Source organism: Pantoea sp. SM3 (assembly GCF_000963995.1).
GTDB classification, from domain to species: Bacteria; Pseudomonadota; Gammaproteobacteria; order Enterobacterales; family Enterobacteriaceae; genus Pantoea; species Pantoea rwandensis_B.
Genome location: NZ_JZRD01000013.1, coordinates 111671 through 124818, shown reverse-complemented (window position 1 = coordinate 124818; position 13148 = coordinate 111671). Strand labels below are relative to the sequence as shown.

The following is a 13148-nucleotide window of genomic DNA, read 5'->3' as shown; positions in this document are numbered from 1 at the left end:
AGCCTGTATCTACGTTGTATACAAACCGCATCCAATTTGAATGTGATGCGTTACGCGGCCGAAAACACCACGGCCTAAGGGTTCATGCTGTCGTCATGAGGTACGTCATGCCACAGGGACAATCTAAATCGATAATGCTGGATAAGGCGATCAGTGCACGCAGAACCAACGTGCGCTGGCTGGTGGTCGCCGTGCTGTTTTTTGTCACGCTGATTAACTATGCCGACCGCGCCTCGATCTCGCTGGCGGGGCCGGGGATGGCAAAAGATCTTGGGCTCAACGCCGTAGACATGGGCGTGATCTTTTCGGCATTTGGCTGGGCCTATGTACTGTTTCAGCTGCCGGGCGGTTGGTTGCTGGATCGCTACGGCTCGAAACTGATCTACAGCCTGAGTATCTTTTTCTGGTCGCTGTTCACCCTGATGACCGGCCTCGCGGGCTTTGTCACTGGCGCGGCGGCGGTCGTGGTGGTGTTTTGTCTGCGATTTTTAGTCGGTGCGGCGGAATCACCGTCATTTCCGGCGAACAGTCGCCTGGTGGCAGCCTGGTTCCCGGCTTCTGAGCGCGGCACGGCGGCGGCGATCTTTGCCTCCGCGCAATACGGTGCCACCGTGTTCTTTGCGCCGCTGATGGGCTGGCTGGCACATACCTACGGCTGGCACTCGGTGTTTACCGTGCTGGGCCTGATCGGCATCGCCTTTCTGCCGTTGTTCCGCAAACTGGTGCATGACCCGCTATCGCATCCGATGACGAACCAGGCTGAGCTGGATCATATGCAGCAGGGCGGGGCGCTGGTGAATATGGATGGTGATAAGCACAAGCCGCGTCTCAGCTGGCTGAAGCAACTACTCAGCAGCCGCATGATGCTGGGCATCTACCTTGCGCAGTATTGCTTAAACGCGATTGGCTTCTTCTTCATCACCTGGTTTCCGGTTTACCTGGTGCAGGAAAAGCACATGACCATCATGAAAGCGGGGTTTGTCGCTGCCATTCCGGCAGTATGCGGATTCCTTGGCGGCATTATGGGCGGTTTCCTGTCAGATGTGCTGATTCGTCGCGGGATGTCGTTGTCACTGGCGCGCAAACTGCCGATTGTCTGCGGCATGCTGCTGTGTTGCGTAATGGTGTTGTGTAATTACACCGACTCAGAAACCGCAGTCATCGCGATTATGGCGGCCTCTTTCCTCGGCAAAGGCATTGGCGGCATGGGCTGGACGGTCAACGCTGACACCGCGCCAAAAGAGATCGCGGGCTTATCCGGCAGCGTGCTTAACACCTTCAGCAATGCGTCGAGCATCACCACGCCGATCATCATCGGTTTCATCCTGCAACTCACCGGATCTTTCAACGGCGTGTTGTGGTTCGTGATCGCGCATGCGGTGGCGGTGATCCTTTTCTATCTGTTCATGGTCGGCAAGATCAAACGTTTTGAACTGCGCGATGTTGGGGAGGAAGCGTAATGGAGAGTCCTGGCTACAAGCCTTCGCTCAGCGAAATAGCCTATCGGCGTATCAAAGAGATGATTTTGTCACTGACGCTGGCACCGGGTAGCTCATTGACAGAAATGGGATTGATTGACCAGCTGGGCATGAGTCGCACGCCGATTCGTGAAGCGCTGTATCGCCTGCAGCAGGAGCGTTTTGTGGAGTTGACGCCGCGCAAAGGCTGGTTCGTCAGTGAAATCAAATTGCAGGATATTCAGCAGCTGTTTGTCATTCGTGAGGCACTGGAAGGGATTGCCACGCGGCAGGCGACGCAGCGAACGCCCGATCATGCGCTGGCGGTGATGGCGGATAAGCTGGCCGCGCTGGAACAGGGCCTGCGTGACGATGAACTGAATGCCACTGATGCTGGTGATGAGATCCATACGCTGATCTTTGCACACGCCGACAACCCTTACATCAGCAGCATCATGACGCTTTATCTGGATCGTCTTCAGCTATTCCACGTTATCGCAATGAATCTACCGGGCCGTAAATGGCAATCCTTGCTGGAGCATTGTCAGATTTTAGCAGCCATGCAGTCGCGCGATGCCGATGCGGCCGAACAGGCGATGCGACAACACATCCGCAGTAGTCTGCAAAGTATTCTGGAAGGGCTGATGCAGCAGCCCGGCTTTCCCTCTCCCGGCGTGCGACTCACGCCCTCTCTTTGATAGGAGTCACGATGCGCAAGGCGATAATTTTTGGCGTTGACGGCCTGACGATGCCGCTGCTGCAACGCTATGTGGCACAGGGCGCGCTGCCCCATATTGCCCGTATGCTACAGCAGGGCTCCGCAGCGGAGTTGCTGCCCTTTATCTCGGCATGGGGCGATGTGAACTGGGTGACCTTTCTCGCCGGGCAGAGCCCTGGCACCAGCTGGATTGGCCAGGGATTGCCGCCCGACAACCAGCAAAGCCGCAACTTACTGGCCACGATGCAGGAGGCTGGGCAGCGCGCGGCACTGGTGCATTTTCCGGAAAGCGTCAAAGCCGATGGCGATCACTTCAGCTTTGCGCCCTATTGGGGACGTGCACAGCCGTGGCCGGGCGAGATATTCCGGCCAATGGGACACACCACGCGTCTCACCGAACGTTTAGGGCAGGGCGGTGCGAAGCAACAAACGCTGGGCTGGCCACCCAAAAGTGCGCTGGCGTATCACAACAAAGGCGCCTGGCAGGCACTTGAGGCGAGCGAAGAGGGTTATGTCCTGTGGTTACGCGGCGGACATGGCGATGAGCTGGCGTTAACGCTGCGGGTTGAGCAGGGACAGCCATCCCTGCAATTCGGTGAACAGCGCGTTGTTCTGCCGATCGGGCAGTGGTCTGCCTGGCTGTCTCTGGCTGCTTATGACATTCCCGGCAGCGTGCGATTTTACTGCGGCGAATGTGATGTGCGGGGCAATATCGAAATTTTGCAAAGCCAGGTGACGCGAACCGATGCCCTGAGCAGCGATGCGCGTTATTTACAGCAGCAAACACCTTTCTTCAGCAAATGGGTGGCAAAAGCGGCGCCGCAAACGCCTTATCTGGCCGCAACCTGGCAAGAGGGCGATGAACAGTCGCAGTGGCTGGTGGATAGCGCACTGGAACTAACGCAGCGCCAGGGGTTTGCATTGTGGGCGACAGTGCATCGGCTGGTGGACGAATCGCACCACAACTGCCTTGGGCAGACCGATCCGGATTCCCCGTTCTTTGATGCACAGCAGGCAGAGCAATATGACGCGGTGATGCGCCGCAGTTATCAAATTCTTGATGACAGCATTGGCCGTTTGCTGGACGAAACGGACGAGGAAACGCTGGTGGTGCTCGCATCCGATCACGGCGCTGTGCCCAACAGCTATATGTGCGACATCTATCGTTATCTGCAAAGGCAGTCGCTGGCTGTGCTGGATGCGCAAGGCCTGCCGGATATGGCCCGTTCGCCGCTTTATCTCAAAGCAGAGCGCGGCGGTTTGGAAATCTTCGTGAATCATGACGTCGTTGCGCCACAGCAGGTTGACGATCTCTGCGCGCGCACCCTGCAGGCACTGAGCGGCTGGCAGGTGCAGGAGGGCGAGGGTGTGCGTAACGCGGTGAGTATCGCGCTGCGACGTGACGATGCAGTGGCTCTGGGATTCTGGGGCGACTGCGCAGGCGACATTGTCTTTGCCTACAACACCGGTTTCGTCTGGGGCGTTAGCCAGACGGGTGAAGATATTTGTGCTGTGGAAGAACCCGGCGCAAATCATGGTCCGCAGAAACCCACCGCAGAAACCGCTCTCGGCTCCAACTATGGCGTAATGCTGGCATGGGGCAAAGGCATACGCCAAGGTTACTACCATCCGCGCCAGCAACGTGGACCTTACCGCATGACCGATCCTGCGGCGACCCTGGCGCACTGGCTCGGCCTTAACACACGCGATCTCGATGGACGCATCATGAGTGAAATTTTTGACACCCCGCAGGAGCCCCAATCATGAAAATCACCGCTGTTAACACGCACCTGCTGAGTGCCAAACTTAGCCAACCGTTCGCCTATTCACGTGCCCGTTATGATACCCGCACCGCGATGCTGGTGGAGATAGTGACCGATCAGGGGTTGGTTGGCTGGGGAGAGTGCTACGGTCCGGCGCGCATCACCAAAGCGGTGGTGGATGAACTCGGGCAGATGTTGATGGGCGAAGATGCACTGCGTAGCGAGTTTCTCTGGCAGGAACTTTACGCCAGGCTGCGCGATCACGGCCAGAAAGGCGTGGTGATTCAGGGATTGAGCGGCATTGATATCGCGCTGTGGGATCTGCGTGGCAAATATTTTGGCGTCCCGACTTATCAACTGCTGGGTGGCGCCACGCGAACCGAAGTGCAGGCTTATGCCACTGGATTGTATCGGCGTGACAGTGGCGACCCGCTGCATTATTTGTGCGAAGAAGCAGCGGGTTACATTGAGCAGGGTTTCAAGGCCATGAAGCTTAAAGTGGGATTTGGCGTGCGTGAGGATGCAGCGGTGACCCGGGCGATTCGTGACACCATTGGCGAAGACGCCGCGCTGATGATCGACGCCAATCATGCTTATGACGCGGTTGCTGCCATTCGGCTTGGTCGGGAAGTGGAAGAGCTGGATATTGGCTGGTTTGAAGAGCCGGTGCCGCCAGAAGATTTAGCCGGCTACCGAGCGGTGAAAGCGGCGATTGATATTCCGGTTGCCGGTGGCGAATGCGAATTCACCCGCTATGGTTTCCGCGGAGTGCTGACACAACAGGCGATGGACATTATCCAACCCGATATCTGTGCGGCCGGGGGCTTATCGGAGTGCAAGAAGATTGCCGATATGGCACAGGCGTTTGGTGTGCGCGTTAATCCGCACGTCTGGGGCAGCGGCATTGGTATTGCCGCTTCGTTACAGTGGATGGCGACAGTGCCGACGCATACGCCCACATCGCTACAGCCGGTTCAGCCTCTGCTTGAATTCGATCAAACCGAGCATCCGATTCGACAGGCCATTATCGCCGAACCTATTGTGCAGCAAAATGGATGGGTGCAAATCCCGAACGGGCCGGGATTAGGCATTGAAATCAATCGCGATGCCTTGCGGCATTTCGCACTGTAGAGGTGGCAAGAAGGGCGGTCATGAAGGCCGCCCTCGATGAACATCAGTCGACAGCGCGTATCCCTGCTCAGCCGTGCAGATACTTCTCAAACCACCCCAATGTCCGGCTCCACGCCAGTTCGGCAGCAGCTTTGTCATAACGCGGAGTCGAATCGTTGTGGAACCCATGATTCACGCCAGGATAGATATAGGCTTCATAGGTTTTGTGGTTGGCCTTCAGCGCCTCTTCATAGGCTGGCCAGCCTTCGTTGATGCCTTTATCTAACGCGGCATAGTGCAGCAGCAGTGGGGCGTTAATGCGCGGCACGTCTTCCGCTTTAGGCTGGCGGCCATAAAACGGCACTGCACAAGCCAGTTCCGGGAAGGCCACGGCAGCAGCATTCGCCACGCCGCCGCCGTAACAGAAACCGATGATGCCAACTTTGCCGGTGCCCTCTTCGTGGTGCATCAGGAAATCGACGGCGGCAAAAAAGTCGTTCATGAGCTTAGTCGGATCGACTTTAGCCTGCATCGCACGGCCCTCTTCGTCATTGCCGGGATAACCGCCCATTGAACTCAGGCCGTCCGGTGCCAGCGCGATATATCCGGCTTTCGCCACGCGGCGTGCGACATCCTCTATATAAGGATTCAATCCGCGATTCTCATGCACTACCACCACAGCACCCACTTTGCTGCTGGCTTTGGCCGGGCGCACCAGATAGCCTCGCACCTCACCGTGGCCTTGTGGTGAGGGATAGTGAATGTATTCGGGTTTAATCTCGGGATCGGTGAATTCAACCTGCTTCGCCAGCGCGTAGTTGGGGCTCATGGCGCTGAGCAAGGTGGCGCCGGTCATGCCGGCGATGGTGAACTTAGCAGCAAGGGTGATGAACTCACGTTTGCTGATCCTGCCGTGCGCGTAATAGTCATATAACTCAAGCAGTTCCTGGGGAAAATCTTGTGCGGTAAGACGGGTCATAACCTCTCCTTCGCTGATTAACCGATGGCTTTGCTGCTCTAAAAAAGCACAGTGGGTTAACGCTTGCAAACGCTATGCCGCAAAGCGTTAAGAGATAAAGGAGCGCAATGTGTCTGGCCCAGGCCTGTGAAAATATATCCTTTGGTTTTAAAAGAGGGCTATTTTAATTAACAATCGAGATAACATCATATTGTCTTGAATTATTGACACGCTATCTGGCGAAAGATTGAATTAACCCTCCTGTTATCCACACTAAAAAATAATCAAATGAGAGAGTTAACGGGTAACGATGAGCTCTTAGCGCGAAGGTTAATAACAATATCGCTACAATAACCGAGCGTTGTTAACCTTAGGTCTGTGATATCAATCAATTAGTCTTTGAAGAAGACAATGATCGTTATCAACAAACACTGTTATAGTTTTAAAGACTTCCTCTGTTTATTTTCGTTCTGACTGCTTCCTTTTACATTAGTGCGACCTTTCATCCGATAAGACGAAATAGATTCCCGCACGCTGTTGTTCATTATAAGTAAAAATTCCAGTGCACTTTGTGGCAATGAGGTAAGCAATGTTTGGATTAGATGCCTTTCACCTGGCAAGGATACAGTTCGCCTTTACTGTCTCCTTCCATATTATTTTTCCGGCTATCACCATCGGCCTCGCCAGTTTCCTGGCGGTGCTCGAAGGGATGTGGCTGAAAACCCGTAATGAGACCTATCGCGATCTCTATCATTTCTGGTCTAAAGCCTTTGCCGTGAACTTCGGTATGGGCGTGGTCTCCGGGCTGGTAATGGCTTACCAATTCGGGACTAACTGGAGTGGTTTCTCTCAGTTTGCCGGCAGTATCACCGGGCCACTGCTCACTTATGAAGTGTTAACCGCCTTCTTCCTTGAAGCCGGTTTCCTTGGCGTGATGCTATTCGGTTGGAACCGCGTGGGGCCGGGGCTGCACTTCTTTGCTACCTGCATGGTGGCGTTGGGCACTATCTTCTCAACGTTCTGGATTCTGGCCTCTAACAGCTGGATGCACACCCCTCAGGGTTACATTATTGAGAATGGGGTCGTGGTGCCGCAGGACTGGTTGAAAATCATCTTCAATCCGTCATTCCCGTTCCGTTTACTGCACATGTCCACCGCGGCTTTTCTGGCCAGTGCCTTCTTTGTCGGCGCCTCTGCGGCCTGGCATCTGCTGCGCGGCAATGACAATCCCGCGGTGCGCAAGATGTTCTCCATGGCATTGTGGATGGCATTAATCGTCTCGCCAGTTCAGGCATTTCTCGGCGATGCGCACGGTCTGAATACTTTGGAATATCAGCCTGCGAAAATTGCGGCGATTGAAGGGCACTGGGAAAACAAGCCGGATGAGCCCACGCCATTGATTTTGTTCGGCGTGCCGGATATGGAGCAGGAGCGCACCAAATATGCGTTGGAGATTCCCTACCTTGGCAGTCTGATTCTGACCCACAGTCTGGAGAAGCAAATTCCGGCACTGAAAACCTTCCCGAAAGAGGATCGCCCAAACTCTACCGTGATTTTCTGGTCGTTCCGCGTGATGGTGGCGCTAGGCCTGTTAATGATCGGCATGGGCGTGATCAGCCTGTGGCTGCGGGTGAAGAAGCGTTTGTATCAGTCGCGACCATTCCTGTGGTTCTGTTTGTTGATGGGGCCATCGGGACTGATCGCCATTCTGGCTGGCTGGATTACCACCGAAATGGGCCGCCAGCCGTGGGTAGTGTATGGCGTGCAGCGCACTATTGATGCGGTCTCTGCTCATGGCAATCTGCACATGAGCATCAGCCTGATGGCCTTCATTTTGGTCTACTGCTCGGTGTTTGGGGTCGGCTATCACTACATGATGCGGCTGATTAAAGAAGGTCCAGTGACCGGAGAAGGCAGAGAAGTAGCGCACGGTGGTCCCGGAGAGCAGCACACTCCAGCTCGCCCGTTATCTGCTGCCAATACTCATAAGCGCGGGGAGCAGTAACCATGATCGACTTTTCTATTATCTGGTTCGCCATCATCGTGTTTGGCACCCTGATGTACATCGTGATGGATGGCTTCGATTTGGGCATTGGTCTGCTACTGCCGTTCAATAAAGATCCGATTGAGCGCGACATGATGGTCAATACTGTGGCTCCCGTTTGGGACGGTAACGAAACCTGGCTGGTACTGGGTGGTGCTGCGCTATTTGGTGCATTCCCTCTTGCCTATTCGGTGCTGCTGGATGCGTTATCGATCCCATTAACCACGATGCTAATCGGCTTGATTTTCCGCGGTGTGGCATTTGAGTTCCGATTCAAGGCCACCGAAGAGCATCGTCCGTTCTGGGATAAGTCTTTCATCGCCGGTTCGCTGCTGGCGACCTTTAGTCAGGGCGTTGCAGTGGGCGCCATCCTTAATGGCTTCCCGGTATCAGGCCGTGAATATGTCGGTTCAGCAATGGTCTGGCTGGCACCGTTCCCACTGTTCTGCGGTGTTGGTTTAGTGATCGCTTATGCACTGCTGGGCTGCACCTGGCTGATTATGAAAACCGAGCACGACCTGCACCGCAAAATGTCAGCGCTGGCGACGCCACTCACCCTGACGTTATTACTGGTAGTCGGCATTATCAGTATCTGGACGCCGCTCACCCACGCGGATATCGCGCAACGCTGGTTCTCAAGACCGAACCTGTTCTGGTTCCTGCCTGTTCCGCTGCTGGTGGTGCTGTGCTCGTGGGGGATTGTGCGTGCCATCAAACGTGAGGCGCATTACTCACCGTTTCTTTTAACGCTGGCGCTGATTTTCCTCGGCTTCTCCGGACTGGGCATTAGCATCTGGCCAAACATCGTGCCACCGTCGATCACCATCTGGCAGGCCGCGTCTCCGGCCAGCAGCCAGGCGTTTATGTTGGTGGGCGGTTTACTGATTATCCCGGTGATTCTGGGTTACACCTTCTGGAGTTATTACGTGTTCCGCGGAAAAATCAAAGCCGACGAGGGGTACCATTAATATGCCAATCGAAGTCAGCAAAATGAAAGACGGAGTAACGCCGTCTCCATGGTGGAAGCGGGTGATGTGGCTGGTCATCATCTATGGAGCCAGTGTGCTGGCACTCGCTGTAGTGGCATCACTGTTTCGTATGATGATGAACGCAGCAGGCATGCATACGCACTAGGTTTACGGAGTAACAAGATTTACAACAGTGTGCACTCCATTACAAAAATCGCGTGAAGGTCGCCGGTAATGGCGACCTTATTCACATTATCGCAGCGTAAAATTGACCTGAAAACGTTAGTAACCTAAGCAATTAATGCTTTTCCCGCCTCGCTGCCTTTACTCTTCCTTACGTAAGTAATACGTTTTTGTTATATTTATGTGACTAATCGCGCAAATTCATTACCTTCACACTTATCACTCGATTGAAAAAATCATGCTCAGCCTGAATCTTAAAAAACAGTACATCAACGATCTGGTGGACTGGATAGAGGCGAATCTGACCGATGAGCTCAATATCGATCTGATTACCCTGAAATCTGGTTACTCCAAGTGGCACATGCAGCGCATGTTCAAAGAGATGACCGGCCAAACGCTGGCCTCATATACGCGTAAGCGTCGCCTGACGATGTCAGCGATGGCGCTGCGTTTGACCAGCATGCCGCTCATCGATATTGCCGTGCGCTTTGGCTTCGATAACCAGCAGAATTTCACGAGGGTATTCAAAAGCCACTTCTCCATGACGCCCGGCGCCTATCGTCGCATCCCGGACATGCTGATGAAGGATTTCCACAGTCGTATTTCCACGCAGCGTTCGTGGGTCAACGCGCGTCTGGCCGAGAAGCCGGAGTTGCAACTGTGTGGTGAAGTGATTGAGTGGGAATGCCGCTTTGGCGAGTACATCGATCATCATAATCAGGTGGTCGCGCAGCATACCCGCGATTTTGTCCGCTTTGCCGGTAAGCATGTCAGCCGTGGCTGGCTGGGATTCCAGTTCAGCCCAGGCGTGAATTCTGCCGACCAGCAGCACATTAGCTTATTCCAGGCGCTGGAAAGCCAGTATGCCGATGTGCTGCCGCGCAATGTGCAGAACTGGACCGGAGAAAGCGGCTTGTATGCCGAGATTGACTGGCATGGCGCACCGGAAGAGATCAATGCATTTACCGCAGAAATTTACTACAACCACTTGCCGGCACTGGGCGTGGCGCGTCGGGCAGGTAAAGATCTGCTTAAACTGGATCTGAAATACAGTACGCCTGATTTGTTGCAGGGCACGTTCTATATCCCGGTCTCCACCTGCTAATGCATAAATCGTGCGGTTAACTGTGACTAACCGCACGATTTTATAAAATATTCGCCGTAACTGGCGTAAAATCCTTCATCGAAACCTGATTGGCCGCGTAAAACACCAGCCGTCATACATCAGGCTGGATAATCACCTGCATTCCTGGTCCGCTCTGGACCGTCAAAGTGAAAAAGAAAAAATTATGCGACTTTTACCGTTGTTCCTCATGACAGCGCTTGTGGCGTTTTCCTCGCTGGCAAGTGCACAGATGGCTGAGCCTTTCTCTCCGCCGGGCGGCCTGCATCCTCATCAGACTCACTGCCAGCAGCATGAAATTTTGGGCGATAACCCGCTGCCGCAGCACAGCCAGGATGACAATAGCTTTGTTAACTGCGGCAATCATCAGGCCTGATTTCCCTCTCGTTTTACCGCGCTTTACCCCATGACTATCGATGACACGCCGCACGTTTGTTGCGGCGCGATCGTTGCCTGCCATTGCCCGCTCATCGAACGCAATCCTCTTTAACTGCGGTTCTCTCCTGAAATTCAGTTGGCGTTAGTCCCTGCTCCAACCGGTGCAAGCCACGCCGAAAATTCTGCAACTTTTCCCAATAGCATTTTTCGGCATTGCATCGAAGATATATCATAACTATGCTAGCCAACGTCAGATGAGAATGATTTTCGATAACGTTTGGCGTGAACGACTCTCAAGCTGCGGTAATCTCAGTTTAGGGGAGGCATCTTGCCACTCAGGATAAGTCATCGCAGGGGCACACTCATTCACGCCTTTGCCTGGAGAGAACACTTGCAAAAAAACATTAACGATCGCGCACCAAAGCGCGTACGCAACGAATTACGCTTCCGTCATATCACCGTGGCGAGCAAAACTTTAATTGCCGGTGAATTCTGGCGCATTGAGTTTACCGGCAGCGATCTGGCGGGCTTTAATTCACCGTCATTCGACGATCACATTAAAGTTTTCTTCCCGGACAATGCGGGCAGCGCGTTGGCTTTGCCGCAAATGACCGAAGAGGGGATCGTCTGGCCCGGCGGCGTACGCCCGGCAGCTCGCGATTACACCCCGCTGGCGTTCAACGGCACCGATTCACTGACGCTCGATTTCTATATCCATGATGGCGGCGTCGCCAGCAACTGGGCGAATGAGGCGAAGCCAGGCGATCAGATCGCCATGGGCGGCCCGCGTGGCTCCTGCGTAGTGCCCGTGGATTATGCCTGCCAGATTTACGTGTGCGATGAGACTGGGCTGCCAGCCTTTAAGCGTCGTTACGCTGAGATGCAGGCGCAGCAGATCCATCTGCTGGCCTACGCCGATGAAACCACCGGGCGCGATTACCTCGGTGATCTGCCGAATGTGCAGGTGACGTGGCTCGGCAGTGGCAGCATGCAGGTGGATAACCTCGGCCCGCTGATTGCGCAGCTGGATCAGATCTCACTGCCAACAGAAGAGTATTTCATCTGGCTGACGGGTGAAGGTGAGGCGGTAAAACTGCTGAGCGACTACTTCACGCAACGCCGTGGTGCCCACACCGACTTCGTGCGCGCGGTGGCGTACTGGCATCAGAAATAACTGACTTCGCCGCGCCCGCTGCCGCCTGTGTTGAATTTTGCCAGGCGGCAGACTACTATCAACCTCCCTTAATTGACCTCAGGGAAGGCAATGAAACAGCAGCGGGATTTTCCATGGCAGTCCGATAATCCACAACGTGCAATCTGTGCAGGTGCGCGTAAAAAGCGCCGCGAAAGGATGCTGGATGCCAGTGATATTCGCCTGTTAATGATGCACTTCCTCGCCAACGGTTCTGCGCATGGCTATGAGCTGATCAAGTCAGTGGAAGAGCTGTCCAAAGGGGAATACTCTCCCAGCCCTGGCATCATCTATCCTAACCTCACGTTGCTCGAAGAGATGGATGCGATCCGCGTGGTGGATGCGCATGCGTCGCGTAAAGCTTATGCGCTCAATGATGGCGGTCGCGCGTTATTAGCTGAGAACGGCGAGAATATTGCCAATATTATTGAGCGTCTGACTTCGCTGGCGATATTGGTCAATAATCGCAGTATTCCAGAAGTCGAGCAGGCCATTCATCATATTCGCCACACGCTGAATCATCGTTTATCGCAGGAAGATATTTCGCCTGATTCGCTGGAAATTGTGATAAATGCACTGAACGAAGCGACAGAGAAAATCGCGAATAGCTAATCGTACCTGGCCAGCAGAATAAATGCCTCCCGCGCCGATTAGCCATCTCACTTTCTGACATGGCTACGTTAGTCATCGCGAAAAATCGCCCGTCATAGCCGCTGAAACAGCAGGCCGATAATTAAGCCATTGATCGCAATAAATCGCCGTTCTGGAATGTTCATTGCCATTCGAATGTGCGCATCTATCCGCTCGGGGATTAGCCCGGCTTCTTCTTATCCACATGTCCTAACTCGCGATCCGGCCAGCAGAAATCACGCACGCGCTGTTTCAGCGCCGCTGCATCCGGGAATCCGCCTTCCTGTTTACGCTCCCAAATCACCGTGCCATCAATGCTGATTTCGAACACACCGCCGGTGCCGGGTTTTAGCGTTACTGCGCTCAAATCTTCGGCAAAAGTGTGCAACAGTTCTTGTGCCATCCACGCCGAACGCAGCAGCCAGTTGCATTGAGTGCAGTAGTAAATGGTCACAGCCGGTTTTTGCGCCATCAGGAGCCTCTCCTTAATTATTGATTATAAACAAGTTAACAAAATGTGCGGTCTAAGATACATCTTAGTGTAAAGTTTATTGATAATGATTACCAATTGCATTACATTCCTGACGAAATTATTTATTACATAAAATAAGTCCACACATTTTA

Annotated in this window: 13 protein-coding genes; 11 read left to right on the top strand and 2 right to left on the bottom strand. The window is 54.0% G+C overall.

Annotation, left to right across the window (positions count from 1 at the left end; genetic code table 11):
- Window positions 1-107 precede the first annotated feature (107 nt).
- The 4 genes from VI01_RS08030 to VI01_RS08015 are packed head-to-tail and all read left to right on the top strand — an operon-like array spanning window position 108 to window position 5069.
- Entirely contained in the window at window positions 108-1460 is a 1353-nt protein-coding gene (locus VI01_RS08030) for an MFS transporter (protein WP_286191942.1), read from the top strand.
- Window positions 1460-2155 (top strand): GntR family transcriptional regulator, encoded by a 696-nt coding sequence (locus VI01_RS08025; RefSeq protein WP_045814722.1) that lies wholly within the window; start codon window positions 1460-1462, stop codon window positions 2153-2155. Before VI01_RS08030 ends, VI01_RS08025 begins: the two co-directional genes overlap by 1 nt.
- Before the next feature lie 11 nt (window positions 2156-2166).
- On the top strand, window positions 2167-3942 hold the full coding sequence (locus VI01_RS08020) for an alkaline phosphatase family protein (protein ID WP_045814721.1): 1776 nt from the start codon (window positions 2167-2169) through the stop codon (window positions 3940-3942).
- Window positions 3939-5069, top strand: coding sequence for a mandelate racemase/muconate lactonizing enzyme family protein (locus tag VI01_RS08015; protein ID WP_045814720.1), 1131 nt, complete (start codon window positions 3939-3941; stop codon window positions 5067-5069). The genes VI01_RS08020 and VI01_RS08015 overlap by 4 nt, the downstream gene beginning before the upstream one ends.
- 67 nt (window positions 5070-5136) lie before the next feature.
- Here VI01_RS08015 and yghX read toward each other — a convergent pair whose 3' ends face one another.
- Window positions 5137-6027, bottom strand: coding sequence for a YghX family hydrolase (yghX, locus tag VI01_RS08010; protein WP_045814719.1), 891 nt, complete (start codon window positions 6025-6027; stop codon window positions 5137-5139).
- 568 nt (window positions 6028-6595) lie between these two features.
- On the opposite strand from yghX, the gene VI01_RS08005 reads away from it, so the two are divergent.
- The 7 genes from VI01_RS08005 to VI01_RS07980 all read left to right on the top strand — a co-directional run bounded on the left by VI01_RS08005 (window position 6596) and on the right by VI01_RS07980 (window position 12506).
- Window positions 6596-8011 (top strand): cytochrome ubiquinol oxidase subunit I, encoded by a 1416-nt coding sequence (locus VI01_RS08005; RefSeq protein WP_045814718.1) that lies wholly within the window; start codon window positions 6596-6598, stop codon window positions 8009-8011.
- Window positions 8012-8013: 2 nt separating this feature from the next.
- The gene (gene cydB, locus VI01_RS08000) at window positions 8014-9018 is read left to right on the top strand and encodes a cytochrome d ubiquinol oxidase subunit II (protein ID WP_045814717.1); all 1005 of its coding nucleotides are present in this window, start codon (window positions 8014-8016) and stop codon (window positions 9016-9018) included.
- 1 nt (window position 9019) lies between these two features.
- The gene (locus VI01_RS24805; protein WP_071845593.1) at window positions 9020-9184 is read left to right on the top strand and encodes a DUF2474 domain-containing protein; all 165 of its coding nucleotides are present in this window, start codon (window positions 9020-9022) and stop codon (window positions 9182-9184) included.
- Between the two features lie 255 nt (window positions 9185-9439).
- A complete protein-coding gene (locus VI01_RS07995; RefSeq protein ID WP_045814716.1) occupies window positions 9440-10306 on the top strand; it encodes a helix-turn-helix domain-containing protein in 867 nt (288 codons plus the stop codon).
- Between the two features lie 184 nt (window positions 10307-10490).
- Complete coding sequence (locus tag VI01_RS07990) at window positions 10491-10700, top strand: hypothetical protein (protein ID WP_038644869.1); 210 nt, start codon at window positions 10491-10493, stop codon at window positions 10698-10700.
- A 393-nt stretch (window positions 10701-11093) separates the two neighbouring features.
- The gene (locus VI01_RS07985; protein WP_045814715.1) at window positions 11094-11876 is read left to right on the top strand and encodes a siderophore-interacting protein; all 783 of its coding nucleotides are present in this window, start codon (window positions 11094-11096) and stop codon (window positions 11874-11876) included.
- A 90-nt stretch (window positions 11877-11966) separates the two neighbouring features.
- Window positions 11967-12506: a PadR family transcriptional regulator gene (locus VI01_RS07980; RefSeq protein ID WP_082082045.1), complete on the top strand. Its 540-nt coding sequence runs from the start codon at window positions 11967-11969 to the stop codon at window positions 12504-12506.
- 199 nt (window positions 12507-12705) lie between these two features.
- Here the strand turns inward: VI01_RS07980 and VI01_RS07975 are convergent, their stop codons facing one another.
- Window positions 12706-12996 carry a SelT/SelW/SelH family protein gene (locus VI01_RS07975; RefSeq protein ID WP_045814714.1) on the bottom strand — a complete coding sequence of 97 codons (291 nt, stop codon included), beginning with the start codon at window positions 12994-12996 and terminating at the stop codon, window positions 12706-12708.
- Between the last annotated feature and the right edge of the window lie 152 nt (window positions 12997-13148).

What these genes read in the sequence shown, in the direction of transcription:
- VI01_RS08030 (WP_286191942.1), top strand. Translation starts at nt 108, where the DNA reads ATGCCACAGGGACAATCTAAATCGATAATGCTGGATAAGGCGATCAGT.
- VI01_RS08025 (WP_045814722.1), top strand. Translation starts at nt 1,460, where the DNA reads ATGGAGAGTCCTGGCTACAAGCCTTCGCTCAGCGAAATAGCCTATCGG.
- VI01_RS08020 (WP_045814721.1), top strand. Translation starts at nt 2,167, where the DNA reads ATGCGCAAGGCGATAATTTTTGGCGTTGACGGCCTGACGATGCCGCTG.
- VI01_RS08015 (WP_045814720.1), top strand. Translation starts at nt 3,939, where the DNA reads ATGAAAATCACCGCTGTTAACACGCACCTGCTGAGTGCCAAACTTAGC.
- yghX (WP_045814719.1), bottom strand. Translation starts at nt 6,027, where the DNA reads ATGACCCGTCTTACCGCACAAGATTTTCCCCAGGAACTGCTTGAGTTA.
- VI01_RS08005 (WP_045814718.1), top strand. Translation starts at nt 6,596, where the DNA reads ATGTTTGGATTAGATGCCTTTCACCTGGCAAGGATACAGTTCGCCTTT.
- cydB (WP_045814717.1), top strand. Translation starts at nt 8,014, where the DNA reads ATGATCGACTTTTCTATTATCTGGTTCGCCATCATCGTGTTTGGCACC.
- VI01_RS24805 (WP_071845593.1), top strand. Translation starts at nt 9,020, where the DNA reads ATGCCAATCGAAGTCAGCAAAATGAAAGACGGAGTAACGCCGTCTCCA.
- VI01_RS07995 (WP_045814716.1), top strand. Translation starts at nt 9,440, where the DNA reads ATGCTCAGCCTGAATCTTAAAAAACAGTACATCAACGATCTGGTGGAC.
- VI01_RS07990 (WP_038644869.1), top strand. Translation starts at nt 10,491, where the DNA reads ATGCGACTTTTACCGTTGTTCCTCATGACAGCGCTTGTGGCGTTTTCC.
- VI01_RS07980 (WP_082082045.1), top strand. Translation starts at nt 11,967, where the DNA reads ATGAAACAGCAGCGGGATTTTCCATGGCAGTCCGATAATCCACAACGT.
- VI01_RS07975 (WP_045814714.1), bottom strand. Translation starts at nt 12,996, where the DNA reads ATGGCGCAAAAACCGGCTGTGACCATTTACTACTGCACTCAATGCAAC.